Source organism: Nocardia coubleae NBRC 108252 (genome assembly GCF_001612805.1).
GTDB lineage: Bacteria > Actinomycetota > Actinomycetes > Mycobacteriales > Mycobacteriaceae > Nocardia > Nocardia coubleae.
Genome location: NZ_BDBD01000003.1, coordinates 21,500 through 46,794, shown reverse-complemented (window position 1 = coordinate 46,794; position 25,295 = coordinate 21,500). Strand labels below are relative to the sequence as shown.

26 protein-coding genes are annotated in these 25,295 nt (G+C 68.8%); 16 read left to right on the top strand and 10 right to left on the bottom strand.

The window, feature by feature from the left end; translation table 11 throughout:
• The first annotated feature begins 11 nt into the window (after window positions 1–11).
• From NCO8_RS01700 to NCO8_RS01660, 9 genes are all read left to right on the top strand, one after another.
• Window positions 12–1,007, top strand: coding sequence for a fatty acid desaturase (locus NCO8_RS01700; RefSeq protein ID WP_067635821.1), 996 nt, complete (start codon window positions 12–14; stop codon window positions 1,005–1,007).
• Window positions 998–1,795 carry a methyltransferase family protein gene (locus NCO8_RS01695; RefSeq protein ID WP_067635819.1) on the top strand — a complete coding sequence of 266 codons (798 nt, stop codon included), beginning with the start codon at window positions 998–1,000 and terminating at the stop codon, window positions 1,793–1,795. Before NCO8_RS01700 ends, NCO8_RS01695 begins: the two co-directional genes overlap by 10 nt.
• Window positions 1,796–1,876: 81 nt before the next feature.
• On the top strand, window positions 1,877–2,884 hold the full coding sequence (gene mvk, locus NCO8_RS01690; RefSeq protein WP_245655201.1) for a mevalonate kinase: 1,008 nt from the start codon (window positions 1,877–1,879) through the stop codon (window positions 2,882–2,884).
• Entirely contained in the window at window positions 2,881–3,906 is a 1,026-nt protein-coding gene (mvaD, locus tag NCO8_RS01685) for a diphosphomevalonate decarboxylase (protein ID WP_067635815.1), read from the top strand. The genes mvk and mvaD overlap by 4 nt, the downstream gene beginning before the upstream one ends.
• Window positions 3,903–5,096, top strand: a complete 1,194-nt coding sequence (locus NCO8_RS01680; RefSeq protein ID WP_067635813.1) for a phosphomevalonate kinase — start codon at window positions 3,903–3,905, stop codon at window positions 5,094–5,096. Before mvaD ends, NCO8_RS01680 begins: the two co-directional genes overlap by 4 nt.
• A complete protein-coding gene (fni, locus tag NCO8_RS01675; protein WP_067635811.1) occupies window positions 5,093–6,190 on the top strand; it encodes a type 2 isopentenyl-diphosphate Delta-isomerase in 1,098 nt (365 codons plus the stop codon). The genes NCO8_RS01680 and fni overlap by 4 nt, the downstream gene beginning before the upstream one ends.
• The gene (locus tag NCO8_RS01670; RefSeq protein ID WP_208115300.1) at window positions 6,183–7,241 is read left to right on the top strand and encodes a hydroxymethylglutaryl-coenzyme A reductase family protein; all 1,059 of its coding nucleotides are present in this window, start codon (window positions 6,183–6,185) and stop codon (window positions 7,239–7,241) included. Before fni ends, NCO8_RS01670 begins: the two co-directional genes overlap by 8 nt.
• Window positions 7,238–8,410 (top strand): hydroxymethylglutaryl-CoA synthase, encoded by a 1,173-nt coding sequence (locus NCO8_RS01665; protein ID WP_067635809.1) that lies wholly within the window; start codon window positions 7,238–7,240, stop codon window positions 8,408–8,410. The genes NCO8_RS01670 and NCO8_RS01665 overlap by 4 nt, the downstream gene beginning before the upstream one ends.
• The gene (locus NCO8_RS01660; RefSeq protein WP_067635807.1) at window positions 8,407–9,888 is read left to right on the top strand and encodes a flavin-containing monooxygenase; all 1,482 of its coding nucleotides are present in this window, start codon (window positions 8,407–8,409) and stop codon (window positions 9,886–9,888) included. The genes NCO8_RS01665 and NCO8_RS01660 overlap by 4 nt, the downstream gene beginning before the upstream one ends.
• A gap of 61 nt (window positions 9,889–9,949) precedes the next feature.
• Here NCO8_RS01660 and NCO8_RS31010 read toward each other — a convergent pair whose 3' ends face one another.
• The 7 genes from NCO8_RS31010 to mftR form a co-directional block, all read right to left on the bottom strand.
• Window positions 9,950–10,243 carry a hypothetical protein gene (locus NCO8_RS31010; protein ID WP_157104741.1) on the bottom strand — a complete coding sequence of 98 codons (294 nt, stop codon included), beginning with the start codon at window positions 10,241–10,243 and terminating at the stop codon, window positions 9,950–9,952.
• A 13-nt stretch (window positions 10,244–10,256) separates the two neighbouring features.
• Window positions 10,257–12,611, bottom strand: a complete 2,355-nt coding sequence (locus NCO8_RS01650; protein WP_067635803.1) for a SpoIIE family protein phosphatase — start codon at window positions 12,609–12,611, stop codon at window positions 10,257–10,259.
• Window positions 12,612–12,621: 10 nt separating this feature from the next.
• A complete protein-coding gene (locus tag NCO8_RS01645) occupies window positions 12,622–13,245 on the bottom strand; it encodes a SpoIIE family protein phosphatase (RefSeq protein WP_067492038.1) in 624 nt (207 codons plus the stop codon).
• A complete protein-coding gene (locus NCO8_RS01640; protein ID WP_067492040.1) occupies window positions 13,238–13,663 on the bottom strand; it encodes an ATP-binding protein in 426 nt (141 codons plus the stop codon). Before NCO8_RS01640 ends, NCO8_RS01645 begins: the two co-directional genes overlap by 8 nt.
• Complete coding sequence (locus NCO8_RS01635; RefSeq protein ID WP_067492042.1) at window positions 13,641–14,024, bottom strand: STAS domain-containing protein; 384 nt, start codon at window positions 14,022–14,024, stop codon at window positions 13,641–13,643. Before NCO8_RS01635 ends, NCO8_RS01640 begins: the two co-directional genes overlap by 23 nt.
• 9 nt (window positions 14,025–14,033) lie before the next feature.
• Window positions 14,034–14,942: an STAS domain-containing protein gene (locus NCO8_RS01630; RefSeq protein ID WP_067492043.1), complete on the bottom strand. Its 909-nt coding sequence runs from the start codon at window positions 14,940–14,942 to the stop codon at window positions 14,034–14,036.
• 64 nt (window positions 14,943–15,006) lie between these two features.
• Window positions 15,007–15,639, bottom strand: coding sequence for a mycofactocin system transcriptional regulator MftR (gene mftR / locus NCO8_RS01625; protein ID WP_067635801.1), 633 nt, complete (start codon window positions 15,637–15,639; stop codon window positions 15,007–15,009).
• A 76-nt stretch (window positions 15,640–15,715) separates the two neighbouring features.
• Here mftR and mftE point away from each other — a divergent pair, with 76 nt between their 5' ends.
• The 3 genes from mftE (at window position 15,716) to NCO8_RS01610 (ending at window position 18,194) form a co-directional block, all read left to right on the top strand.
• Window positions 15,716–16,414: a mycofactocin biosynthesis peptidyl-dipeptidase MftE gene (gene mftE, locus NCO8_RS01620; RefSeq protein WP_067635800.1), complete on the top strand. Its 699-nt coding sequence runs from the start codon at window positions 15,716–15,718 to the stop codon at window positions 16,412–16,414.
• Window positions 16,411–17,625: a pre-mycofactocin synthase MftD gene (gene mftD / locus NCO8_RS01615; protein WP_067635798.1), complete on the top strand. Its 1,215-nt coding sequence runs from the start codon at window positions 16,411–16,413 to the stop codon at window positions 17,623–17,625. Before mftE ends, mftD begins: the two co-directional genes overlap by 4 nt.
• A gap of 92 nt (window positions 17,626–17,717) precedes the next feature.
• A complete protein-coding gene (locus NCO8_RS01610; protein WP_157104740.1) occupies window positions 17,718–18,194 on the top strand; it encodes a hypothetical protein in 477 nt (158 codons plus the stop codon).
• 1 nt (window position 18,195) lies between these two features.
• On the opposite strand, the gene NCO8_RS01605 is transcribed toward NCO8_RS01610, so the two are convergent.
• A complete protein-coding gene (locus NCO8_RS01605; protein ID WP_245655200.1) occupies window positions 18,196–18,714 on the bottom strand; it encodes a MarR family winged helix-turn-helix transcriptional regulator in 519 nt (172 codons plus the stop codon).
• A gap of 207 nt (window positions 18,715–18,921) precedes the next feature.
• Between NCO8_RS01605 and NCO8_RS01600 the strand changes: the two genes are divergently transcribed.
• The 3 genes from NCO8_RS01600 to NCO8_RS01590 all read left to right on the top strand — a co-directional run bounded on the left by NCO8_RS01600 (window position 18,922) and on the right by NCO8_RS01590 (window position 22,612).
• A complete protein-coding gene (locus NCO8_RS01600; protein ID WP_174550282.1) occupies window positions 18,922–20,598 on the top strand; it encodes a fumarate hydratase in 1,677 nt (558 codons plus the stop codon).
• Window positions 20,599–20,714: 116 nt separating this feature from the next.
• Window positions 20,715–22,085: an ABC1 kinase family protein gene (locus NCO8_RS01595; RefSeq protein WP_067635794.1), complete on the top strand. Its 1,371-nt coding sequence runs from the start codon at window positions 20,715–20,717 to the stop codon at window positions 22,083–22,085.
• Window positions 22,086–22,123: 38 nt separating this feature from the next.
• Window positions 22,124–22,612, top strand: a complete 489-nt coding sequence (locus NCO8_RS01590; RefSeq protein WP_245655199.1) for a M15 family metallopeptidase — start codon at window positions 22,124–22,126, stop codon at window positions 22,610–22,612.
• 23 nt (window positions 22,613–22,635) lie between these two features.
• Here NCO8_RS01590 and NCO8_RS01585 read toward each other — a convergent pair whose 3' ends face one another.
• Window positions 22,636–23,769 (bottom strand): epoxide hydrolase family protein, encoded by a 1,134-nt coding sequence (locus NCO8_RS01585; RefSeq protein ID WP_067635792.1) that lies wholly within the window; start codon window positions 23,767–23,769, stop codon window positions 22,636–22,638.
• A gap of 86 nt (window positions 23,770–23,855) precedes the next feature.
• Here NCO8_RS01585 and NCO8_RS01580 point away from each other — a divergent pair, with 86 nt between their 5' ends.
• On the top strand, window positions 23,856–24,815 hold the full coding sequence (locus tag NCO8_RS01580) for a helix-turn-helix transcriptional regulator (RefSeq protein WP_067635790.1): 960 nt from the start codon (window positions 23,856–23,858) through the stop codon (window positions 24,813–24,815).
• Between the two features lie 8 nt (window positions 24,816–24,823).
• Here NCO8_RS01580 and NCO8_RS01575 read toward each other — a convergent pair whose 3' ends face one another.
• Window positions 24,824–25,225, bottom strand: coding sequence for a RidA family protein (locus NCO8_RS01575; protein ID WP_067635788.1), 402 nt, complete (start codon window positions 25,223–25,225; stop codon window positions 24,824–24,826).
• Window positions 25,226–25,295: the final 70 nt, after the last annotated feature.

Sequence of the window (25,295 nt, the reverse complement as noted above, 5' to 3'; positions counted from 1 at the left end):
GGAGCTCGCCCATGAGCACCCCAACGCCCGTCGCGCCTACCGAGAAACCGCCGTTCAGTCGGCGGGTCCTCAAACTCGAGCACGCCTCCAATGTCGGTCCGCTCGTGCACATCGCACTGTGGATGGGGATGACCGCGGCCGCCCTGTTCGTCCCCGCCGCGGGCAACTGGTACATCGCGATCCCGCTCATCATCGTGCTGTCGCTGCTCAACCTCTCGCTCACCATCGGTGTGATGCACATGCACACCCATCGGCCACTGTTCGTGTCGAAGCTGCCCAACCGGGTGGTCGACATCCTGTGCTGCCTGCCGGGCAACCTGACCGCCGCCGAGATGCGCGAGGTGCACGTCCTCAACCATCACCGGTTCAACGACGGCCCGGGTGACGTCACCGCCACCACCGGCATGGAAAAGGGTCTCGGTGCCATCTGGTACTGGATCCGCTACGGAACCATCGTCAAGATCCACACCGTGCGCACCGTGTTCGCCGCGAACCCGGCCCCGCGCCGCCGCCGCACCCGCCACCAGTTCATGTTCGACCTGGCGGTGTACTTCGTGGTCATGGCCGCGGTCTGGTACGCCGCGGGCACCGAACGGTTCGTGCTGTTCTACTGGGTGCCGTTCCTCATCACCCAGGTCAACGCGGGCTACTTCGCCTGGCTGAGCCACGCGCCGGCGCGCCGGTTCGAGGACGAACCGAGCACCTCGCTCAACAACGCGGGCAACATCCTCAACTTCCTCATCTTCAACCAGGGTTACCACAGCGTGCACCACCGCTACCCCGGTATCCACTGGAGCCAGATCCCCGACAAGCTCGACTACATGCGTGATGTCAACCCCGGCGTCATCGTGCCGTACTGGATGGTCGCGCAGTCGGGCTGGCGCCTGGTCGTGCCCGGTGGCTTCCTCAACGAGCGCTACGGCACCAAGTGGAAGGCGCGTCTCGAGCAGCGCCTGGAGTCGGGCACCGTCCGCAACCGATACCTGCCGTGGTTCGCATGGATCTGATGACTCCCCAGCAGGCGCGGGGCGTGCTGAGCACGCCCGGTCGGCTCGTCCCGTTCCTGTTCTCCTTCGCCGTGTACGCCTTCGCGGGCATCACGGTGCCGCTGATGCTGTTGTTCGCGGGCGGCTGGTTCCTGCCCAAGACCGTCGACAAGGGACCGCACCTGTCCGCGGTGCCCGCCGTCGCGATCGACCTGGTGCTGCTGGCCTTGTTCGCCCTGCAGCACTCGGGCATGGCCCGGCCGGCGTTCAAGGCCTTCATCACCCGCTGGGTGCCCGAAGCGCTCGAGCGGACGATCTACATCATCGGCGTCTGCCTGGTGATGTGGGTCATCATGCTGGCCTGGCAGCCCATACCACACGTACTCTGGTCTGCTGAAGGTGCGGTGGGTATCGCGCTCGATATCGGGTTCTGGATCGGGTTCGTGCTGGTCTACGCGGCGACTCTGCTGCTGAACCATTTCCATCTACTCGGTATCAGCCAGGCCTACCGGCAGTACGTGATCCAGGTGCCGGACGCCACCGTCGACCGGTTGCAGGTCAACGGTGTGTACCGGCTGGTGCGGCATCCGCTGATGGCCGGGCTGCTCGTGTCGTTCTGGTTCGCCAGGGAGTTCACGGTCGGCCACCTGGTGTGGGCGCTGGGTCTGACCGGGTACATCCTGCTCGGTACCTACCTGGAGGAGCGTGACCTGATCGCCCGCTTCGGTGCGTCGTATCGCGCCTATGCCGCACAGGTGCCCGCGTTCTTCCCGTCCGTGCGCAGTATTCTCGGCCGATCGACTCGGTAAGCGCGAGGCCGACCGTCCGGCGTCGTTCCGGTAGGAAGGATGTCGGGCGGTGAACCTGCCCGAGTTGGGAGAGGAATCGATGTGACCACGAAAACGGGCATGGTCGTAGGGATCGGGCGCGCCCACGCCAAAGCGATCCTGCTGGGCGAACACACGGTCGTGCACGGCACGCCCGCGATCGCGTTCCCCCTGCCCGCCCTGCCGGTGCGCGCCCTCGCGCGCCCGGCCGAACCCGGCACCGGGTCGCAGGTTCCGGCCGACGGGCACTTCCGTTTCACCGTCGGTGGAACTGACACCGCCCTGTCGGGTCCACGGGTCGCGGCCGAGGAAGCGTTGCGGCGGTGGGGAATCACCGATACTACCGTCGAAGTCGTTGTGGAGTGCGGGATTCCGCTGGCTCGTGGGCTCGGTTCCAGCGCCGCGTGCGCGGGGGCCGCGGTGCGCGCGGTCGCGGATCTGCACGGGCTCGTCGTGGAATCCGGCGAACTGTACGACCTCGTGCAATGTGGCGAGCAGGTCGCGCACGGGCGGGCCAGCGGCATCGACGCCAGTGCCGTCCTGGCGAACGGTCCGATCCGGTTCCACCAGGGCCGCGCCGAGCCGATGCCGATCGGGCTCGACGCCGCGCTCGTCATCGCCGACACCGGCGTGCCCGGCTCCACCCAGCACGCGGTGGCAGGCGTGCGGCGCAGGCTCGACGAGGACCCGGTGCGGGCCGGGTCGCTGCTCGAGCGCGCCTCGGGCCTGATCGAGGCCGCGGGCGACGAGTTGTCGGCCGGTGCCGCCGAATCGCTCGGCAAGACCATGCTCGACTTCCAGGAACTGCTCGCCGAGCTGGGGGTGAGCACGCCGCACATCGACGCCCTCGTCACCGCCGCGCTCGGTGCGGGCGCTCACGGCGCCAAGCTCACCGGCGCCGGGCTCGGCGGCTGTGTGCTCGCCCTCACCGAGCCCGCCTCGGCGCCCGGGGTGAGTGCCGCGCTGCGCCGTGCGGGTGCCGTGCGAACCTGGACGGTGCCGACTCGCGCCATGCACGCCGGCGCCACGCCCCTGTCCGCCACGACTTCGGAACCCGGTACCCACCAATGACTTCGACCTCCGCCACCGGCGAGGCCACCGCGCTCGCCTACCCGAACATCGCCCTCGTGAAGTACTGGGGCAAGCGCGACGAAACGATGTTCCTGCCCGTCACGAGCAGCCTGTCGATGACGCTCGACATCTTCGCGACCACCACCACCGTGCGCGTCACCGACGGCCCGGCCGACGAGATCGAGTTCAACGGCACCGCCGCCACCGGTTCCGCGCACACCCGCATCGAACGTTTCCTCGACCTCGTGCGGGCCAAGGCGGGTCGTACCGAACGCGCCACCGTCGTCACCGTCAACGACGGCCCGACCGGGGCCGGGCTGGCCTCCTCGGCGAGTGGTTTCGCCGCGCTGGCCACGGCCGCGGCCACCGCCTACGGTCTGGACCTGGACGGGCGCGCGCTGTCGCGGCTGGCCCGGCGCGGGTCCGGGTCGGCGTCGCGCTCGATCTTCGGCGGTTTCGTGGTGTGGCACGCGGGCGAGGGCGACGGCGAGGCGGGCGATCTCAGTTCCTATGCCGAGCCGATCGGCGGCGACGAACTCGACCCGGCCCTGGTGGTCGCGGTCGTGAACCAGACCGCCAAAACGGTGTCGAGCCGTGACGCCATGCGCGCCACCACCCAGACCTCCCCGTTCTACCGGCCGTGGGCCGAGTCGTCGATGCTCGACTTCGACGAGATGCGCCGCGCCGTCGCCCGCGGTGACCTGGCCGCCATCGGTGAGATCGCCGAACGCAACGCACTCGGCATGCACGCCACCATGCTCACCGCCCGCCCCGGCATCCGCTACCTCTCGCCGCACTCGCTCGCGGTGCTCGACGCCGTGCAGGCCCTGCGCGCCGACGGTGTGCTCGCCTACGCGACCATCGACGCGGGCCCCAATGTGAAGGTGCTGTGCACCCGCGCCGACGCCGCCCGTGTGGCCGCGACCGTGGAGAGCCTCGGCGATTTCGTCACCACCCGCACCGCGCACATCGGTCCCGGCGCCACCTTGCTCCCGGACACCGCGCAGGTCGGGGCCTCATGATTTCCTGTCGCGCCCCGGGCAAACTGTTCGTCGCGGGGGAGTACGCCGTCGTCGAACCGGGTCACCGGGCCGTGCTGGTCGCCGTCGACCGCTACGCCACCGCAACGGTCACGGCGACCGACGGCGACACCGTCCTCGCCTCGGATCTGGAGGGCGGAAGCTCCCTCCGGTGTAGCCGCGTGACGGGCGACCAGGCTGGTGTCGCTGCCTCAGCGGAATCGGCCCCCACGAACTCGGCGACGGCCGCCCTCGCGGCGGAAGCGGTCGTGCCCCGGGCGCCCGCGTCGGCAGGCCACCCCGGTTCCTTCGTGTCGGCGACCGGGTCGGTTCCGGCCACCTTCTCCTATCTGTTCGCCGCCGCATCGGTGCTCGACCGACTGGTGCTCGAACGCGGAATCACCCCGCGCCCTTACCGTTTGGACGTCACCGCCGATCTGGGCGACGCCGACGGCCGCAAGTTCGGGCTCGGTTCCAGTGCCGCCGTGACCGTCGCGGCGGTGACCGCGCTCGGCGAGTTCTACGAGCTCGGCCTGAGTTCGATGGACCGCTACCGCCTCGCCATGCTCGCCACGGTCACGGTCCATCCCCGGGCGTCCGGCGGGGATGTAGCGGCCAGCACCTGGGGCGGCTGGCTCGCCTACAGCTCCCCGGACCGCGCCCGGGTGGCGGAGGCGGCCGAGGCGGACGGCGTCGACGCGGCACTTCGCCTGCCGTGGCCGGGTCTGTCGGTGCGCCCGCTGCCCACTCCAACCACGCTCGAACTGCACATCGGCTGGACCGGCATCCCCGCCTCCACCCCCGCCCTGGTCGCGGGCCTCGGCGCACCCCTCGACCGCGCGGAGTTCCTGGTGCGCAGCGATGCCTGCGTCGAACGCCTCGCCGCCGCCGTCGACGCCGACGACCCCGTCGCCATCCGCACCGAAATCGACTGCGCGCGTGAGCTTCTCCTCGGTCTCGACGCGGCCGAGCGGCTCGGCGTCATGACCGAACGCCTCGCCGCGTTGTGTCACGTGGCGGCCGAGGTCGGCGCCGCCGCGAAACCCTCGGGTGCCGGTGGCGGCGACTGCGGTATCGCCCTGCTCGAGCACGGCCGCGCCGACGCTGTCGCCGCACTGACCGACGGCTGGGAAGCCGCCGGAATCCGCAAGCTGCCCTTGCGGATCCACCCGTCCGAAGGAGTTCGCGCATGATCGCCGACCGCAAGGACGACCACGTTCGCCACGCGGTGAACCATCGCCGCAACCACAGCGGTGGCAACGATTTCGACTCCGTCGCCTTCGTGCACCACGCCCTGGCAGGCATCGACTCGGCCGACGTGCGGCTCGGCGTCGATTTCGCCGGAAAGCACTGGAATTCACCGCTGTACGTGAACGCGATGACCGGTGGCAGCACCAACACCGGCGAGATCAACCGGCAGCTGGCCGTCGCGGCCCGCGAGACCGGAGTCCCCATCGCCTCGGGGTCGATGAGCGCCTACTTCCGTGACCCCGCCGTCGCGGGCACCTTCCGGGTGTTGCGCGAGGAGAACCCGCACGGGTTCGTCCTTGCCAATGTGAACGCCAACGCCACCCTCGACCAGGTGCACAGCGCGATCGACCTGCTCGAGGCCGACGCGCTGCAGATCCACGTGAACTCGGTGCAGGAAGTCGTGATGCCCGAGGGCGACCGCGCCTTCGCCGGGTGGCCGCGCCGCATCGAGGAGATCGTCGCGGGCGTGCCGGTGCCGGTGATCGTCAAGGAGGTCGGGTTCGGCCTCAGCAGGCAGACCGTCACGTGGCTGCGCGAGGCCGGGGTGGCCGTGGCCGACGTGGGCGGACGCGGCGGAACCAATTTCGCGCGCATCGAGAACGACCGGCGGGCGGGCGCCGACTTCGCCTTCATCGAACAGTGGGGTCAGTCGACGGCCGCGTGCCTGCTCGACTGCACCGGCATCACCGGCATCGACATCTCCGCCTCCGGCGGCATCCGCTCGCCGCTGGACATGGCCCGCGCCCTGGCGCTCGGCGCCAAGGCGACCGGTGTGGCGGGAGCATTCCTGGAAACGCTCGTCGACCACGGCACCGAGGCCCTCGTCGCCAAGATCACCACCTGGCTCGATCAGCTGCGCAACATCATGACCGTCCTCGGCGCGACCACTCCCGCCGAGCTCACCGGTCGCGATGTGCTCGTCACCGGCGACCTGGCCGGCTTCTGCGCGCTGCGCGGCATCGATGTGGCCTGCCTCGCCCACCGGAGTCCCTGGTGGCGCGAATCGAACCTCCGAGAAGGAGTCATCCATGAATGACATGTCGTACGCGGCTGTCCCGATGCAGTGGGTCGGTCCGCTGCGGATCACCGGCAATGTCGTCGACGACTCCGTCGATGTGCCGCTGGCCACCTATGAGACCCCGCTGTGGCCCTCGGTGGGGCGCGGCGCGCGGATCAGCACCCTCACCGAGAAGGGCATCGTCGCCACCCTCATCGACGAGCGGATGACCCGGTCGATCCTGCTCGAAGCCGACGACGCCTACACCGCCTACACCACCGTGCGGCAGCTCGAGGCCCGCATGCCCGAGCTGCAGGAGGTCGTCTCGGGCAGCAGCCGCTTCGCCCGGCTCATCGACCTGAACCACCAGATCGCAGGCAACCTGCTGTTCCTGCGGTTCGAGTTCACCACCGGCGACGCCTCCGGCCACAACATGGCCACGCTGGCCAGCGACCACCTGATGGACCACATCCTGTCGACCATGCCCGGTGTGCGCTACGGCTCCATCTCGGGCAACTACTGCACCGACAAGAAGGCCACCGCCGTCAACGGCATCCTCGGTCGCGGCAAGAACGTCGTCACCGAGCTGCTGATCCCGCGCGAGGTGGTCGAGGCGCGGCTGCACACCACCGCCGCCAAGGTCGTCGAGCTCAATATCCGCAAGAACCTGATCGGCACCCTGCTCGCGGGCGGAATCCGTTCCGCCAACGCGCATTACGCGAACATGCTGTTGGCCTACTACCTGGCCACCGGTCAGGACGCCGCCAATATCGTCGAGGGCTCCCAGGGCGTCACCCACGCCGAGGACCGCGACGGTGATCTGTATTTCTCGTGCACCCTGCCCAACCTGATCGTCGGTACGGTCGGTAACGGCAAGCACGCCAGTTTCGTCGAGGACAACCTGGTGCGCCTCGGCTGCCGGGCCGAACGCGAGCCCGGCGAGAACGCGCGCCGCCTCGCCGTGATCGGTGCGGCCACCGTGCTGTGCGGTGAGCTGTCGCTGATGGCCGCGCAGACCAATCGCGGTGAATTGATGCGTGCCCATACCCAATTCGAGCGGTCAACCACGAGCAACGGGACACAACGATGACCACAACGCCGGTCGGTATCCACGACCTTTCGTTCGCCACCACCCACTACGCCCTCGATCACGCCGTCCTCGCCGAGCGACTCGGGGTGGATCGCGACAAGTTCTACCTCGGCATCGGCCAGGAACGCATGAGCGTGGCCGCCGCCGACGAGGACATCGTCACCATCGCCGCCGCGGCCGCCCAGCCGATCCTGGAACGGCACGGCGCCGACAACATCCGCACCGTGCTGCTGGCCACCGAGACCGGTGTCGACCAGTCCAAAGCCGCTGCCCTGTACCTGCATTCGCTGATCGGGCTGCCCAACGCGGCGCGGGTGGTCGAGCTCAAGCAGGCCTGCTACGGCGGCACCGCCGGGCTGGCGTTCGCCGCGGGCCTGATCGCGCGTGACCCCTCGCAGCGGGTGCTGGTGATCGCCGCCGACATCGCCAAGTACGAACTCGACACCCCGGGCGAGCCGACCCAGGGCGCGGCAGCGGTCGCGATGCTGGTCACCGCGAACCCGGCCATCCTCGCGCTCGACCCGATCTCGGGGCTCTACAGCGCCGACATCATGGACTTCTGGCGCCCGAACTACCGCTCCGAAGCCATCGTCGACGGCAAGACCTCGGTGAACGCCTACCAGAAGGCCGCCCAGGAGGCGTGGAGCGACTACCGCCGCCAGGGCGGTCGCGAGCTCAGCGAGTTCGCCGCGTTCTGCTACCACCAGCCCTTCACCAAGATGGCCTACAAGGCGCACCGGCACCTGCTCGAGAGCCAGGGCCACACCGCCGAGGCCGCCGATCTCGAGGCCGCCATCGGCGCCACCACCACCTACAACCGCACCGTCGGCAACAGCTACACCGCCTCGCTGTACCTCGGCCTGGCCTCGCTGCTCGACCACGCGGACGACCTCACCGGCAAGGCCCTGGCCATGATCAGCTACGGCTCCGGCAGTGTGGCCGAGTTCTTCAGCGGCACAGTGCAGCCTGGCTACCGCGCGCACCTGCGCACCGAGGCCAACCAGGCCGCGATCAGCTCGCGCGAGATGCTCGACTACGACCACTACCGTGCCCTGCACGAAGCGGTGCTGCCCACCGACGGCGCCTACCACGCCATGGCCGAGGAAACCCGGCGTCCGTTCCGGCTGGCCGCGATGTCGGGCCACAAACGCATCTACGAAGCTCGGTGACCGTGGCCGATCCGGAAATACGGCACGTCAGGATCATCATCGTCGGAAGCGGGCTGTCGGGCGTCGGCGCGGCGGTCCGGTTGAGTCAGCAGGGGCACACCGATTTCCTCGTGCTCGAACGTGGACCCGATGTCGGTGGCACGTGGCGGGTGAACACCTACCCGGGTGCCGGGTGCGACGTCCCCTCGCAGTTGTATTCGTATTCGTTCGCGCTGAACCCGAATTGGACGAGGTCGTTCTCCCCGCAGGCCGAGATCGAACGCTACATCCGGGACGTGTCGGAGCGTTTCGGGGTGCGTGACAAGCACATCTTCGATTGCGAGATGACGGCGGCGCGCTGGAACGATACCGACGGCCGATGGGAGATCCACACCAGCCGTGGGCAATTCACCGCCGATGTGGTCGTGTCGGCGGCCGGTGTGCTCGCGGAGCCGAATCTTCCCGATATCAAGGGGATGTCGAGCTTCGAGGGCGAGATCTTCCATTCGGCGCGGTGGAATCACGAGTCGACGCTCGCGGGTAAGCGGGTGGCGGTGATCGGTACGGGATCGTCTGCGGTGCAGATCATTCCGTCGATCGCGCCGGAGGTGGCGAGCCTCGATGTGTATCAGCGCACCGCCACCTGGGTGATGCCGCATCTTGGCCGTCGCTATACGGCGGTCGAGCGGTTCGCGTTCCGGCGGATTCCCGGCTTCCAGCGGCTGGTCCGGGCGATGATCTACCTGCTGCGCGAGATCTTCGTCGTCTTCCAGGCCAAGTACCCGCGTGCGGCGGTGCTGCTGGAGTTGGTCGGCCGGGTCAAGATGTTCCTCGAGATCCGTGATCCGCAGGTGCGCCGGAAGGTGTTGCCGGCGCATCGTCTCGGCTGTAAACGGATGCTGGTGTCCAACCGTTTCTATCCGGCGCTCGACCGCGACAATGTGGATCTGGTGACGGATTCGATCGCGGAGGTCCGGGCGAATTCGATCGTCACCGAAGACGGCACCGAACGCGAAGTCGATGCGATCGTGTTGTGCACGGGATTCCAGGTATCGGATTCCCCGACCTACAACCTGTACGTCGGCCGCGACGGGCGCACGCTGTCGGAAATCGGTGAGGCGGAAGGGTATCGCAACTACAAGGGCACAACGGTCGCGAACTTTCCCAACCTGTTCTTCATGCTCGGTGCCAATTCCGGCTTGAATTACACCTCGCTGATCTACATCATGGAATCCCAGTTCCGGTACCTGATCTCGGCACTGGAAACCATGGAGCAGCGCGGCCTGCGCACCGTCGAAGTGCGCAAGGACGCCGAGGAAGAATACAACCGGGGAATCCAGCGCAAGATGGCGAAAACGGTGTGGGCCACCGGTGGGTGCCGCAGCTGGTTCCTCGACAGCACGGGCAACAACGCGGTGCTGTGGCCGGACTTCAGTTTCCGTTACCGCAGGCAGATGCGCGCTTTCGATCTCGAGGCGTATCAGACGACCACGAACTGAACCCGTCGATTCCGGAGCTGTCGTCGGCTCCGGAATCGACGGTTTACTCACGGATCGTTGTTCAGAGGATCGACCCGATGATCTTCAAAATACTGTCGATCAGGTCGCCGACTGCTGCAGACATCAGTTTCTCCTTCGAGATGGGGATCGTCCCGCAAAATTGCACGGCGATGGCACCGACAGCGTCGGTGTCATCAGGGTTGTGCAGCTCAACGAATTCGCGAGATGATCGCTGGATATCCGGATGCACACCTGGCTCGGTGTGGGACTGCGGTATCACCGTAGCAATGGAGTTTGGCTCCGACAAGCAACGGGTAGACGTGTCAGCACGGAATTTCTCTGTGCCTTTCCGCATTTGCTGACAGTTGTCAGGACGAGCTCAGCGACGACATTCCCGGCGGGCGCGTCGAGGCGCGCAATGGGTTCGCGGTCGGGAAGGTGATCGAGGGCAGCGTCACCCACATGCGCACGCGCGTGCCTTTGTCGTCGTGGGTGAATTCCAGGTCCTCGGTGAGTACCCGCATCATCTCCACACCCCGGCCGCGATAGCCGGGATCGGTGGGGGTGGGCACCCAGCGGCCGGTGTCGGTGACCTCGATGACCACCCGGTCACCCTCGCAGGTCGCGGTGAGGACGACCCGGCCGGGTGCGGTGTCGCGGTAGGCGTGTTCGACGCTGTTGCTACAAGCCTCGTTGGCGGCGGCCACGAGGTCGGCGGCCAGGTCGTGCGGCACGGCGGCCGTGGCGAACCAGCGGTAGAGGGTGCGGCGCAGGCCGGTCAATTCGACTGCGGCGGCGGGTATGTCGACGTGCAGCGGTTCCGGCGGCTGACGGTAGACGACCATCGCCACGTCGTCGTCGTAGCCCGCGGGCGGGCACAGCCGCGACAGCACGGCATCGGCCACATCGCGGGGGAGCGCGCCGCCGGTTTCGCTGAGGACGTCCGCGATCTTCACGAACCCCTCCTCGATGTCGTAGCCGCGCTGTTCCACCAGCCCGTCGGTGAACAGCACCAGCGAGGAGCCCGCGGGCAACGCGGTGGTCGCCTCGGGACGGCGCGGAGTGTCGAAGGTGGCCAGCGGCACCGCCCGCCCGCCTTCCAGGATCCGGCCCGGCCCACCGGGAGCCGCCAGGATCGGCGGCATGTGGCCGGCGTTGGAGTAGCGAACCACGCCGCGCTCGGGGTCGAGCACGGCGGCGCACACGGTGGTGCACATGGCGCCGGGAATCCGGGCGGCGACCGCGTCGAGTTCGGCGAGCAGCTGGGCGGGTCCGGCGCCGCGCAGCAGCAGCGCCCGTGCGGCAGTGCGCAATTGGCCCATCACCACCGCAGCGGACAGGCCTCGGCCGACGCAGTCGCCGACGACCACACCGATGGTGCCGTCGCGCAGCGGGACCACGTCGTACCAGTCGCCGCCGATCTCGAGCGGCGGCAGGGCCGGTTCGTAGTGCACCGAGAACCGCGGCGGCAGTTCGATCGGGCCGAGCATGGCACGCTGCAGGGTGAGCGAGGTGGCACGGGCCTGGTCGAAGTTGCGCGCACGTTGCAACGCGACACTGAGATGGCCGACCAGCAGCGAATACAGCGCCCAGTCGGCGGCACTCACCGCGCGCGGGGCGCCGAAGCGCACCCACAGCGCCGCGTCGCCGGTCTCACCGAGCGGCGCCACGACGGCGTCGACGCCGCCCTCGTCGCCGGTGATGGCCGACAGGCCGCGCGCGGACTGCCTGCGCGCCCGGTCGAGCAGTTCGTTGGTCTGCTCGTCGAGCACCACCGGAGCCTCACCGCGCGAACTCGGCTGCTGCACCGGCGTCGCGACGAATCTGGCGTTGGCGGAGACGAATTCGGGTTCCGGCGGGGCCTGCGCCGCGGTGGGGGACTCGCCGCAGGAGTAGAGGTCGGGTCGACCGGTGCGGCTCGGCCACACCGCCACGAGTGCCGTGCGCGCGCCCATCGTCCGCCGCAATTCGTCGAGCCCGACGGCGAGGACCTCCACCATGCTGGTGGCCGCGCCGACCGCGGTCGCCAGTCGCGAGGCCGCCTGATCGCGGGCCTGCGCGTCGTGCTCGGCGGTGACGTCGCGCACCGTGCCGACGAAGATCCGCTCGTTGTTCTCCTGCTTCACCAGCGAACTCGCGCTCACCGCGAGCCAGCGTTCGCGGCCGTCGCGATGCCGCACCGGCATCACGAAACGTGAGGCCTCGGTACCGATCTGGGGATAACCCTTGCGATCGTGCAGTGCCCACGGATGCGGCAGCGCGAACGGCACCTCCTCGGGCCCGTACCCGGTGAGCACCCCGAACGCCGAGTTCACCTCGACGATGGTCCCGTGCTCGTCGGCGACGAAGAACCCGTCCTGCAGCGACTCGACCAGCGCGGTGCGGAACGCGTCGCGGCCCGCCAGATCCTCGGCGCGCGAACGCTGTTGCTCGTAGCGCTTGGTGCCGTCGAGGTAGCCCCGGGTGGCGATGTCGAGCGCGGCCATCGTCTGCAGCAGGAATTCCAGTGCCACCTCCGCCCCGCGCGAATACGCCTCGCTGCCCGCGAGTTCGGCGACGGTGCGGAAGTGGTGCTCGGTGAGATCGAGCAAACTGATGCCCTCGACGAGGGCGCGCCTGCCGAGGTCGTAGCCCTCGCTCAGGCCTGTCTGGCCCGGCGCGGCGACATGGCGGCGCAGGGCAGCCGAATAGTCGTCGAGGAACGCGGCCAGGACAGCACTCATCGGCACCCTCTCATGATCCTGCTCCCCGGAACCGGGCCGCCAGGACCAGCGCGTCGTCGGTGTCCTTGGCGTCGCGGGCGAGCAGGTCGCCCGCGATGGCGGCCGCGGGCCTGGCCAGGTCGATCTTGTCGGCGTCGGCGGTGACGAGACCGTCGGTGGCCATCAGCAGCAGGTCGCCCTGTTTGATCGGCAGGGTCTGCGGCTGGAGATGTGCGGGCAGGCGGTAGCCGACGATGCCGCCGGTGAGCAGCATGGTCGCCCGCAGCTCCGGGCCCGCCGGGCCGAGCGTGAGCAGCCGCGACTCCACATTGCCCACGCCGATCCATTGCAGGGTGTCGCCCGGCCCTATCAGCGCCAAAGACATTGCGGCGCCGCGGGTTTCGGCCATCGCCCGATGGCACAGCACCATCAGCACATCCAGTGGTTCGCCGCGGTTGTCCGACAGCACGAGGGTCGCGCGATCGGCCGCGTCCGCGGCCGCGGCGCCGTGGCCGAGACCGTCGAGCACGCCGAAGAGCACGCCGCCGTCGCCGGTGTCGAGGACGACGCCACGGTCACCGGAGACGTCCTGGCCGGGTAGTGCCCGGCCTGCCGTCGACCATTCCGTGCGGCCGGTGATCCCGTCTTCATGCACCGTCGGGTACCCACTTCCACATTTCGATCAACGTCCCTCGGCCGGGGGCGGAATCGATGGTGATGCCGTCCATCAGCCTGCGTGCGCCCGGCAGGCCGAGTCCGAGGCCGCGCCCGGTGGAGTACCCGTCCTCGAGCGCGCGCGGAATGTCGCGGATGCCGGGACCCTGGTCCTCGGCTTGGACCACGAGGCTCTGGCGGCCGTCGCGGATGTCGACGAGCAGGCGGATCTCGCCACTGCCCGCGTAACTGGTGATGTTGCGGGCGATTTCGGAGATGGCGGTGGAGATCATGGTGCGGTCGGTGAGGGTGAAGCCGAGGTGAGCCGCCAGCTCGTGCCCGGCCTGGCGTGCGGTCACGATGTCCTCGGACACCTTGACTGCGATCGCGACCTGCTCAGCGGCCACTGTCACGACCATCTCGTCGGCTGCGCGGGTGACGGTTCAGCCAGGCGAGACCTTCTTCGAGGTCGAGGGCCGTCTGCATGTCCTCGAAGGTGAGCCCGAGCTGCACCATCGCGAACGCGACCTCGGGCTGTAAACCGACGATCACCGTTTCCGCGCCGCGCAACTGGGTCATGTGGGCGATGGTGCGCAGCGACCGGGCGGCGAAGGAATCCATCACGTCGATGGCCGTGACGTCGACGATGATGCCGGTCGCGCGATAGCGGCTGACCTGCGTCATGAGATCGTCCTGCAGCCGCTCGGTGTCGGCGTCGGTCAGCGCCGACTGGACCGAGGCGATCAGGAATGTGCCCTGTTTCAGGATGGGTACCGGCATGGCGGACTGCTAGCGCCCGTCCCGCTCGCTCAGCCGCTCGGTGACCCGGGTGACCTCGTACCCGAGCAGCCGCTCGGCCTCTTCGATACCACCCTGCAGGTCGCCGACCGCGTTCATCTTGGACAGGTCGAGGCCGATGGTCACCAGGGTGAGCGCGATCTCGGAGGACAGACCGGTGATGATGACGCTGGCGCCCATCAGGCCCGAGGCGTCGACGGTCTGCACGAGGTGGTTGGCGACCACGGAGTCGATGGCGGGCACACCGGTGATGTCGATGACGACCACCTTGGCGCGATTGGCCCGGATGGCGCGCAGCAGCTGCTCGGTGAGCTGACGGGCGCGCTGGGAGTCGAGCACACCGATGATGGGCAGGATGAGCAGCTGCTCGCGCACCTGCAGCACCGGGGTCGACAGCTCGCGGATGGCTTCCTGCTGGCGGCTGATGACGCGCTCGCGCTCCTGCACGAACGACACGCCCACGGTGTTGGCGATGCGGTTGGCGGCGGGCTCGTAAGCGTCGAGCACCTGGTTGAGCATCTCGAAGTTGGACTGGTACTTCGAGAACAGCGAGCGGGCGAGCACGTCGCGCAGCAGCAGCACGATTCCGAGGACCTCGTCGGTCTCGACGCCTCGGGGAATGATGCGCTCGGACAGGTCGCGGGCGTAGGCCTGCAGGGCCTCGACGCTACCGGTGACCAGCACCTCGACGTAGTTGTCGTACATGGAGGTGGCCTCGGAGAAGATCTCCTCCGGGGTCATCGCGGTGAGCAGTTCGGCCTCGGTGATGCGCCGCGCCCATTCCTCACGCAGGCCGGTGCGGTTCTGCCGGAGGTGCTCGACCAACTGGGGGAGCAGGTTGTTGTCCACCGGGCGCGCCGGTGGCGCATCCGCGGAAAGACTCGTTGACACCTCGGACATGGAAGCTCCTGCCCCTTTCGACGTTTTCACCAGGTGCGCGCAGCACACGTTGACCGAAGCCTACTCATACCCCATCCATGGTGCTGTCCAAACCTGCCGGTAACCGGCTATCCGGGGTGAAGCCGCGAGCCAGCGCCGCCAGGGCCCGATCCAGGTACACGGTGAGATCGGCGTCACCGCGTTCGAGCCAGGCGTCGAAGGCCGCGCGGGCGGCGGCCAGGGTGGTGCGGCCGACGGCCAGGGGGATCAGGTCGTCGGCGCTGGTGCCGAGCCTGCGCGCGGCGAATTCGCCGACCGCGCGTTCCCAGGCGTCGTAGTGCGCACCCGCGCCCGCCGACAGTGCGGGGATTCCCGAGATCAGGCGCATCCTGGTGCGTAGTTCGGGGATATCCTCGGCGCGATACCTGTTGGCCGCCACCACGATCCGCCGCACCGCCGTCATCATCGGCTCGTCGTCGGCGACGGCGGCGAAGGCCGCGCGCAGGTCGGCCACCTCGTCGTCGAACTGGTGCCACAGCACCTCGCCCTTGCTCGGGAAGTAGCGGAAGAAGGTGCGTTCGCTGACGCCCGCCTCGGCCGCGATCTGCCCGACGGTCACCTCCTCGAAGCCGTGCTCGGTGAACAGGCGCATCGCTATGAGTTCAAGTGCGCGGCGCGTGGTGCGCGGTGGGCGGCCGCGCTGGGTCGGGGCTGACATGGATACAGCGTAGGGAGTGGGCCGCCGGGTGGAGTCCGGTCTTGATTATGTCAGTGACTGACGTTAATGTTCGGTCATGTTCGTGGCCCAGCTCACATCGCCGGAGGTCGACGCCTGTCGCGCGTCGATCCTGCTGGTGCCGCTGGGCGCCATCGAGCAGCACGGACCGCACCTGCCGCTGTCCACCGATCTCGACATCGCCTCGGCGCTGTGCGCGCGGGCCGCCGCCGCTCGCCACGACGTACTCGTCGCGCCCGCCGTGCCCTACGGCGCCAGCGGTGAGCACGCCGGATTCGCGGGCACGCTGTCGATCGGGCAGGCGGCGCTCGAGCTGCTCGTGGTGGAGCTGTGTCGTTCGGCCACCGCTACTTTCGAGCGGATCGTGCTGGTCAACGCCCACGGCGGCAATGTCGAGGCGTTGCGCCGGGCGGTCACTCTCCTGCGTTCGGAATCGCGCGACGTGCGCCTGTTCTGCCCCGGCTACGGCGGCGACGCGCACGCGGGCCACACCGAAACCTCCCTCCAGCTCGCCCTCGCGCCCGACCGGGTGCGGACCGAGCTGGCCGAACCGGGCGACACCCGCCCGCTCGCCGAGGTGCTGCCGCTGCTGCGCACGGGCGGAGTGGCCGCGGTGAGCAACAACGGAATTCTCGGCGACCCGACCGGGGCGAATGCCGCCGCGGGCACCGAACTGCTGAGTGCGGCGACCGCCGCGCTCCTGCACGACCTGGGCCGCTGGTGGCCGGGTGACAACGAGGAAGGACCACGTCGATGAACCCCTGGTTCGAGACCGTCGCCGAGGCGCAGCGTCGCGCCCGCAAGCGGCTGCCGAAGTCGGTGTACGGCGCGCTGATCGCCGGTTCCGAACGGGGCCAGACCATCGAGGACAACCAGACCGCGTTCACCGAACTCGGTTTCGCACCGCACTGCGCGGGCCCCATCGGGGACCGCGACCAGTCGACAACTGTGCTGGGGCAACAGGTTTCGATGCCGGTGCTGATCTCGCCGACCGGTGTGCAGGCGGTGCATCCCGAGGGTGAGGTCGCCGTGGCGCGGGCCGCGGCCGCCCGCGGCATCGCCATGGGCCTCAGCTCGTTCGCGAGCAAGCCGGTCGAAGAGGTGATCGCGGCCAACCCAGCCACCTTCTTCCAGCTGTACTGGTGCGGCAGCAAGGACCAGATCCTGGAACGGATGGAACGCGCGAAGACCGCCGGTGCGGTCGGGCTGATCCTCACCCTCGACTGGTCCTTCTCGCACGGTCGCGACTGGGGCAGCCCGCAGATCCCCGAATCGCTGAACCTGCGCACCATGATGAAATTCGCACCGCAGACCCTCGCCCGCCCGCGCTGGCTGGCCACCTACCTGCGCTCGGGTTCCATCCCCGATCTCACCGCACCCAACATGTCGGTCGGCGGCGGCGCCGCGCCCGGTTTCTTCGGCGCCTACGGCGAATGGATGCAGACACCCGCTCCCGACTGGGACGACGTGGCCTGGATCTGCGCGCAGTGGGACGGCCCGGTGCTGCTCAAGGGCGTGATGCGAGTAGACGACGCGCTGCGCGCGGTCGACGCCGGCGTCGCGGGCATCTCGGTGTCCAACCACGGCGGCAACAACCTCGACGGCACCCCCGCCGCCATCCGTGCCCTGCCGGTGCTGGCCGACGCCGTGGGCGACCAGATCGAGGTCCTGCTCGACGGTGGTATCCGGCGCGGCAGCGATGTCGTCAAGGCCGTTGCCCTCGGTGCCCGCGCGGTCCTCATCGGCCGCGCCTACCTGTGGGGTCTGGCCGCCAACGGCCAGGCCGGTGTGGAGAACGTCCTCGACATCCTGCGCGGCGGCATCGACTCCGCCCTGCTCGGCCTGCGCAAGACCTCGGTCACCGACCTGACCCGCGACGACATCGTGGTCCCGGAAGGTTTCGAACGCGCCCTCGGCATCCCCGACACGGCCCGCACCGCGAACACCGCCGAAAAAGTCTTGCGGTAAGCGGTATTTCGCCGAGGGCCGGACGGGTTGTTCGGGCGGGGACCGGTCGCTATGGTCGAGCGTTGACCTGTCGGTCGCCGGAGGGGGAGATCATGGATGTTCGGGTAATGCGGTCGCGCAGTGTGACTTTCACCCTGCCCGCCTTGGTCGCGGTGGCGCTGGTGTCGGCCGGGTGCAGTGCGCCGGGTTCGGCCCAGCGCCCGACGACCACCACCCGACCGCCGGTGACCACCCCGCGCGCCACCACCTCCGCGCCCGCCACCACCAGCACCGCCGCCCGCCCGGCCTCGGTGGGGGTCTGCGTGGAGACGGCGACCAACAAACGGGTGGCCGACGATCGGTGCGACACGTCCGACGCGAGCTACAAACGGTTCTGGTACAAGCACACCGACACGCTGGTGTACCCGGCGGTCGGTGCCGCGATCGTGCTGGCGGCGGGCAGTTTCCTCCGGCCGAGCACCGGCGACGTCTACGACCGCGGGGCACCGGTCGCGGGCGGAACGGTCCTGCGCGGCGGGCTCGGGCAGCGACCCGACTCGAGCGGTGGCGGCGGAAGTTCGGGGTCCTGACTCACGCCATGTCCGCGGCCGGTGTCGCCTCCTTCGCTGCTACGCGTGTGCCGAGTTCCCTTGCCGCACTGCGGTGGTGGTCGATCAGCACGTCGTAGATCTCGGCGAGTGCCGCCAGTTGCGAGCGGTCGAGCACATCGATCATGTGCCGTCGCACGCTGCGCACATGGGCGGGAGCCGCCGTGGTGAGCAACTGACCGCCCGCGCTCGTCAGCCGCGCGACGGTGCGGCGCTGATCGTGCGGCATCGTCTCGCGCACCACCAGCCCACGCTTCTGCATGCGGGTGATCTGGTGTGAGAGTCGGCTCTGCGACCATTCCAGCGCACCCGCCAGGTCAGCGAAGGTCAAACGCTGGTCCGGTGCGTCCGCTAGGTACACCAGCACGGAATATTCGACATAACTGAGATTGGCCGCCCGGCCGGCGTCACGCCCGATCGCCGCGGCGATCAGGTCGCGGGTACGGACATAGCCCAGCCAGGCGCGCATTTCGACATCATCGAGCCACTGTGGATCGGTCACGATCGAGCTCCAGATTCGCCGGTGCAAGCTTCGGATTGAACGGCGCACGCCCACCACCGCCCGGGAGAATGGGTAGCACCGTTTGTGTTGAACGTGCAACCTCGACCATTCTTTATGTTGAGTAAGGGTTGCCTAATCCGCAGGTCGGCGGCCGGTGGTGGATAGGCTCTGCGATGCTCTGCCCACCTGCCTGAAGGAGTGCGATCCGTGACCGCGCCGGAGTTCCGCTATTCCGATCTGCTGCCGATCGGCGCGGACGACACGCCGTACCGTCTGCTGACCACCGAGGGGGTCAGCACCTTCGAGCACAACGGCCGCACCTTCCTGCAGGTAGAGCCAGAAGCCCTGCGCCTGCTCACCGAGACGGCGATCCACGACATCAGCCACTACCTGCGCCCCGCGCACCTGCGGCAGCTGCGCAAGATCATCGACGACCCGGAGTCCTCGGGCAACGACCGTTTCGTGGCGCTCGACCTGCTCAAGAACCTCAACATCTCCGCGGGCGGCGTGCTGCCGATGTGCCAGGACACCGGCACCGCGATCGTGATGGGCAAGAAGAGCGAGGGTGTGCTCACCGGCGCCGACGACGCCGAGTGGATCAGCCGCGGCGTGTTCGACGCCTACTCCCGGCTCAACCTGCGCTACTCCCAGCTCGCGCCGATCACCATGTGGGAGGAGAAGAACACCGGTTCCAACCTGCCCGCCCAGATCGAGCTGTACTCCACCGAGGGTGACGCCGACAACCCGGTCTACAAGTTCCTGTTCATGGCCAAGGGTGGCGGTTCGGCCAACAAGTCGTTCCTGTACCAGGAGACCAAGGCCGTCCTGAACCCCGAGCGCATGCTCGAGTTCCTCGACGAGAAGATCCGCTCCCTCGGCACCGCGGCCTGCCCGCCGTACCACCTGGCCGTGGTCATCGGTGGCACCAGCGCCGAATTCGCTTTGAAGACAGCGAAATACGCCTCGGCGCACTACCTGGACAACCTGCCGACCGAAGGTTCCATCACCGGTCACGCCTTCCGCGACCTCGAACTGGAGGAAGAGGTCTTCCAGCTCACCCGTGAGTTCGGTATCGGCGCCCAGTTCGGTGGCAAGTACTTCTGCCACGACGTGCGCGTGGTGCGCCTGCCCCGCCACGGCGCCTCCTGCCCGGTCGCCATCGCGGTGTCGTGCTCGGCCGACCGCCAGGCCCTCGCCAAGATCACCAAGGACGGCATCTTCCTCGAGCAGCTGGAAACCGAACCGGCGCAGTACCTTCCGGAGCAGACCGAGGACATCCTCGGCGGCGACGTGGTGCAGATCGACCTGAACCGCCCGATGGACGAGATCCGCGCCGAGCTGTCGAAATACCCGGTGAAGACCCGGCTTTCGCTCACCGGCCCGCTGGTCGTTGCCCGCGATATCGCGCACGCCAAGATCAAGGAACGCCTCGACGCGGGCGAGCCGATGCCGCAGTACCTGCGTGACATGGCCGTCTACTACGCGGGCCCGGCCAAGACCCCCGAGGGTTACGCCTCCGGCTCGTTCGGTCCGACCACCGCCGGGCGCATGGATTCCTACGTCGACCAGTTCCAGGCGGCGGGTGGTTCGATGATCATGCTGGCCAAGGGCAACCGCTCCGCCCAGGTCACCAAGGCGTGCAAGGAACACGGCGGCTTCTACCTCGGTTCCATCGGCGGCCCGGCCGCGCGCCTGGCCCTCGACTGCATCAAGAACGTCGAGGTGCTCGAGTACCCCGAGCTCGGCATGGAGGCGGTCTGGAAGATCGACGTCGAGGACTTCCCTGCCTTCATCGTCGTCGACGACAAGGGCAACGACTTCTTCGCCGAGACCTCCAAGCCGATCGCCCTGCGCGTGCGTACCCGCTCCAAGGAACGCGTGTAGAGACCCGCTCCCGAGGACCCCGGCGGCTGCGTCTTCGCGGGCGCCGTGGTCTTCTGGTCGTGCGTCCAGCCGTCGCGGTGTAACGTGACCGGCGACATACGGTGAACGGGGTGGCTATGCCCGCTGGAATTCCTGGGGGCCGAGTGGCGCGCGGCGCCAAGCTCGGACAGTTCGCCGCGGGCCAAGCGGTGCGCGGGGTCGGCAGACGACTGTCGATGATCGGTCGCACCGAGGAGGCCAGACAGGTCCTGGCCGAGCGCTCGGCGATGACGACCGCGCAGCAGATCGTCACGGTCCTCGGCAGCATGAAGGGGTCGGCGATGAAGCTGGGGCAGATGGCCTCGGTGCTCGACCTCGACTTCGTTCCCGAATCACATCGCGAACATTTCCGCGCCCAGTTGGCCGCACTGCAGGACAAGGCGCCCGCGGTCGCGTTCCCCACCATGCGTGCGGTGATCGAGGAGGATCTCGGACCGCTCGGCGGCGTCTTCGCCGACTTCGACGAGACCGCCATCGCGGCCGCGTCGATCGGTCAGGTGCACCGGGCCACCCTGCGCGACGGGCGCGTGGTCGCGGTGAAGGTGAAGTATCCCGGGGTGGAGCGCGCCGTCCACGCCGATATCGGCAACCTCGAATTCCTCAGCAAGATGGGCAGATCCGTGCTGCCGAGCATGGCCGATACGGGTGTGCTCGAAGAGATCGCCGACAATCTGCGCAGCGAACTGGACTACGAACGCGAGGCCCGCACCCAGCACCGGGTGGCGCGGCGGTATCGCGGACACCCGTTCATCACCGTGCCCGACGCGATCGTCGAACACTGCTCGCACAATGTGCTCGTCACTGAATACGTCGAGTCACAACCCTTTTCGCACATGCGCACGCTGCCCGACGCCGACCGCGACCACCTGGGCGAACTGATCTACCGGTTCTACATCTCCAGCCTGTTCGTCGACAACGAGTTCTGCGGCGACCCGCATCCGGGCAATATGCTGCTGGCCGCGGACGGAAAGCTCGCCTTCGTCGACTTCGGCCTGTACAAGCAGATGGACCCGGCGCATGTCGATTTCGAGCGCGACGTGCTGCGTGCGGCCGCCGAGGGACGCGGTGAGGACCTGTACACCGCGTGGGTCGACCGGGGGATCATCGACCCGAGCGCCGGGGTGTCGGTCGAGGAGAGCCTGGCCTACGTGTGGGCCGCCACGGGCTGGCACCTGCTGGACGAGGACGTCACCATCACTCCCGAATTGGCCACCGGCGCACTGCTGCTCGCGGTCGACCCGCGTTCGTCGCAATTCCACGGCATGCACCGGCAGCTGCTGCCGCCGGAGCACGTGTTCTCCCGCCGGGCCGACCTGTTCACCTTCGCCACCCTCGGCCAGTTGCGGGCCACCGCGAACTGGCACCTGCTGGCCCGCGAATGGCTCTACCGCGAGCCGCCCGTCACCGAGGTCGGCCGCGAGATCGACCGGTGGCGCCGATCCGGGTGAGGCGAACCGCGCCGAACCGGGGTCGATAGGATTCCGGCATGCACTCTGTTCTCCGCATCCTGGTCGGCGTGAGCGCGGTCGCCGCGATGACGGCCACCGGCACCGCAACGGCCGACCCCGATCAGCGCGAACAGGTCCAGTCCGCCGCGGGCACCGAGGGCCTCGACCCACCGCTCGCCCTGGCCTACACCCTGGCCGAGCAGCAGGCCCACGCCGAGGGCGTGCCGCTGTCGGTCACCTCCGGTTACCGCACCCCCGAACAGCAGGAAGCGCTGTGGCAGGACGGCCTGGCCACCCACGGCACCCCGGAGGAGGCCCGCCGCTGGGTCCTCCCGCCCGCCGAATCGACCCACGTCTCCGGCCACGCGGTCGACGTCGGCCCGCAGATCGGCGCCCAGTGGCTCGAGACCAACGGCAATCGCTGGGGGCTGTGCCGGACTTTCGACAACGAGTGGTGGCACTTCGAGTTGGTGACGGTGCCGGGGACGCCGTGCCCGCCGACCGTGCCCGACGCGAGCATGCGGTAGGTCGACCGGCGCGGTCTTGTCTCTCAGTGCAGGGCGGCGAAGAATGCCCGGATGTCGGCGACATGCGCCGCCGGTTCCTCCATCGCCACGAAGTGGTTGCCCGGGTTGCCCGACGGCCAGTGGGTGATCTTGTTGTCACGTTCGGCGAGCTTGCGCATGAGTGGTGAGCCGCCACCGTAGACACCCGTCGGCACCAGCTTCTGGCCGGTCGGCCAACCGAAACCGCCGTCACGCAGCCCGTTGTACATGGGCCACGAGGACGTGCCGGTGGTCTGGGTGAACCAGTACAGCGACACCGTGGTGAGCAGGTGATCCCGGTCGATCACGTCCTCGGCGAGTTCGGCCATCGGCGTGAATTCCTGGAACTTCTGCATCATCCACGCCAGCAGCGCGACCGGGGAATCGTTCCAGCCCAGCGCGAAGGTCTGCGGTGCGGCGCGCAGCAGGGTGTGGTGGTCGACGCCGCCGGTCATCCACAGTTGCATCTGGTCCCACTCGGCGCGGTCCTCGTCCGACATCGTGGGCACGTCGGCCTCGGTCGGCATGCCGATCCCGCCGTCGAGATGGACACCGATCACGTGCTCCGGGGCCGCGAGCGCCATCTCCGGTGCGATGTAGGCGCCCAGGTCACCGCCCTGCGTGCCGTAGCGCTGGTAGCCGAGCCGGTCCATGAGCTGCGTCCACATCCTCGCTACTCGTGCGGTGGTCATCCCGGCCTCGCGGGGAGCCTGGGAGAAGGCGAAGCCGGGGACCGACGGGACGACGACGTCGAAGGCCAGGGCGGGATCGAGACCATGGGCGCGGGGATCGGTCAGCGGGCCGATGACCCGGGTGAATTCGGCGAAGGTGTTCGGCCACCCGTGAGTGAGCAGCAGGGGCACCGCATCGCGCTCGGGGGAGCGGACGTGGACGAAGTGCACGTCGAGGTCGTCGATGGTCGTGTGGAACTGCGGGAAGGCGTTGAGCGCGGTTTCCTGTGCCCGCCAATCGAATTCGTCGGCCCAATAGGTGGCGAGCTCGCGCAGGTACGCGGCAGGCACGCCACGTTCCCAGCCGTCGCCCGGCAGTTCGGGGGTCCATCGGGCTCGGGCCAGCCGGTCGCGCAGGTCGTCGAGATCGGTCTGCGGGATGTCGATGTGGAAGGGGCGGACAGTCATTCGGAACTCCTCGTGATCGGTGTGAACCCGACGCTACGAGGCATCTAGGACAGGATCGGTCCTAGATCTCCGCGAGAATCGACATCATGACCGACACCGCCGCCCGACTGCTCCGATTGCTCTCGCTGCTGCAGATGCCACGCGAATGGCCGGGCAGCGAACTCGCCGACCGCCTCGGCGTCACCGACCGGACCGTGCGCCGCGATATCGACCGGTTGCGCGAACTCGGCTACCCGGTGCTCGCCGCGCTGGGTGCGAGCGGTGGCTACCGCCTCACCGCCGGGTCGGCGCTGCCGCCGCTGGTGCTCGACGAGGACGAAGCGGTCGCGGTCGCCGTCGGCCTGCGAGTCGCCACCGGGCAGGCGGTCGGTGGGATCGAGGAGGCGTCGGTGCGGGCGTTGACGAAACTCGAGCAGGTCCTGCCCGCGAAGCTCCGCCGCCGGGTGCGGGTGGTCGGCACGGCGGTCGCGGTCCGGGTGGGTGAGGGGCCCGCCGTGGAGCCGGAGGTCCTCACCACCCTCGCCGCGGCCGTCACCAACCGGGAACGACTGCGTTTCGGCTATTTCGACGCCGACGGCGCCGAGTCACGCCGCCATGTCGAACCGGTCGGCGTCGTCGCGTCCGGTCGGCGCTGGTACCTGGTCGCCTACGACCTCGACCGAGACGCCTGGCGCACCTACCGCGCCGACCGGATCGCCCACCCGCACCCGACCGGTGCCCGGATCACCGCGCGCGAGCTACCCGCGGCCGACGCCGCCGACTATGTGGCGGGACGCCGAACCGACTGGGCCACCGCCCCGTACCGGGCCGACGTCACCATCGACGCCCCGCTCGCCCGGGTCACCGGCCGACTCGGCGAGGACCCCGCCACACTGCACTCCACCGGTGCCACCACCTGCCGCCTCACCGGCGTCCGCGACGACGACCCCGATTGGCTTGCCCGCCAATTGGTTTCGCTCGGAGTCGCGTTCCGGGTACACGACTCGCCCGAACTGTCCGCGCGACTGCGCGCGATGGCGGAGCGCATCGGGCACGCGGTGGGGTGAGGACCGCGTCAGGGCCGGGCCGCGACCGCTTCCACCTCGAACAGCACATCGGGGGTGGCCAGCGCCGCGACACCGAGGAGTGTCTGGGTGGGTGGGGTGGTGCCCCAGTGCTCGGCGACGGCACCGGCGATCGGACCGAGCTTCGTGACATCGTGGTTCACCACGTAGGTGCGCAGCGCGACGACGTGGCTGAGATCCAGGTCGTGGGCCGCCAGGGCGGTGGCGATGTTGTCGAAGGTCCGCTTCACCTGGTCGGCGAAGTCACCGGAGACGACCGCGCCGTCGGCATCGGAACCGTACTGGCCGGAGACGAAGACCAGCCCGGAACCCGCCGGGACGGTGGCGGTGTGGCTGTAGCCGAACGGAACCGGATTGTGCAGGCCGTCGGGGTTGACGATGGTGTGCGCCATGCGAGGCACCTCTCGTGTGATGGGTCGTTGTGACGCTGATGAGCCTGTCAGCAATACACGACATCCTCTG

What these genes read in the sequence shown, in the direction of transcription:
- NCO8_RS01700 (WP_067635821.1), top strand. Translation starts at nt 12, where the DNA reads ATGAGCACCCCAACGCCCGTCGCGCCTACCGAGAAACCGCCGTTCAGT.
- NCO8_RS01695 (WP_067635819.1), top strand. Translation starts at nt 998, where the DNA reads ATGGATCTGATGACTCCCCAGCAGGCGCGGGGCGTGCTGAGCACGCCC.
- mvaD (WP_067635815.1), top strand. Translation starts at nt 2,881, where the DNA reads ATGACTTCGACCTCCGCCACCGGCGAGGCCACCGCGCTCGCCTACCCG.
- NCO8_RS01680 (WP_067635813.1), top strand. Translation starts at nt 3,903, where the DNA reads ATGATTTCCTGTCGCGCCCCGGGCAAACTGTTCGTCGCGGGGGAGTAC.
- fni (WP_067635811.1), top strand. Translation starts at nt 5,093, where the DNA reads ATGATCGCCGACCGCAAGGACGACCACGTTCGCCACGCGGTGAACCAT.
- NCO8_RS01670 (WP_208115300.1), top strand. Translation starts at nt 6,183, where the DNA reads ATGAATGACATGTCGTACGCGGCTGTCCCGATGCAGTGGGTCGGTCCG.
- NCO8_RS01665 (WP_067635809.1), top strand. Translation starts at nt 7,238, where the DNA reads ATGACCACAACGCCGGTCGGTATCCACGACCTTTCGTTCGCCACCACC.
- NCO8_RS31010 (WP_157104741.1), bottom strand. Translation starts at nt 10,243, where the DNA reads ATGCGGAAAGGCACAGAGAAATTCCGTGCTGACACGTCTACCCGTTGC.
- NCO8_RS01650 (WP_067635803.1), bottom strand. Translation starts at nt 12,611, where the DNA reads ATGAGTGCTGTCCTGGCCGCGTTCCTCGACGACTATTCGGCTGCCCTG.
- NCO8_RS01640 (WP_067492040.1), bottom strand. Translation starts at nt 13,663, where the DNA reads ATGGTCGTGACAGTGGCCGCTGAGCAGGTCGCGATCGCAGTCAAGGTG.
- NCO8_RS01635 (WP_067492042.1), bottom strand. Translation starts at nt 14,024, where the DNA reads ATGCCGGTACCCATCCTGAAACAGGGCACATTCCTGATCGCCTCGGTC.
- NCO8_RS01630 (WP_067492043.1), bottom strand. Translation starts at nt 14,942, where the DNA reads ATGTCCGAGGTGTCAACGAGTCTTTCCGCGGATGCGCCACCGGCGCGC.
- mftR (WP_067635801.1), bottom strand. Translation starts at nt 15,639, where the DNA reads ATGTCAGCCCCGACCCAGCGCGGCCGCCCACCGCGCACCACGCGCCGC.
- mftE (WP_067635800.1), top strand. Translation starts at nt 15,716, where the DNA reads ATGTTCGTGGCCCAGCTCACATCGCCGGAGGTCGACGCCTGTCGCGCG.
- mftD (WP_067635798.1), top strand. Translation starts at nt 16,411, where the DNA reads ATGAACCCCTGGTTCGAGACCGTCGCCGAGGCGCAGCGTCGCGCCCGC.
- NCO8_RS01610 (WP_157104740.1), top strand. Translation starts at nt 17,718, where the DNA reads ATGGATGTTCGGGTAATGCGGTCGCGCAGTGTGACTTTCACCCTGCCC.
- NCO8_RS01595 (WP_067635794.1), top strand. Translation starts at nt 20,715, where the DNA reads ATGCCCGCTGGAATTCCTGGGGGCCGAGTGGCGCGCGGCGCCAAGCTC.
- NCO8_RS01590 (WP_245655199.1), top strand. Translation starts at nt 22,124, where the DNA reads ATGCACTCTGTTCTCCGCATCCTGGTCGGCGTGAGCGCGGTCGCCGCG.
- NCO8_RS01585 (WP_067635792.1), bottom strand. Translation starts at nt 23,769, where the DNA reads ATGACTGTCCGCCCCTTCCACATCGACATCCCGCAGACCGATCTCGAC.
- NCO8_RS01580 (WP_067635790.1), top strand. Translation starts at nt 23,856, where the DNA reads ATGACCGACACCGCCGCCCGACTGCTCCGATTGCTCTCGCTGCTGCAG.
- NCO8_RS01575 (WP_067635788.1), bottom strand. Translation starts at nt 25,225, where the DNA reads ATGGCGCACACCATCGTCAACCCCGACGGCCTGCACAATCCGGTTCCG.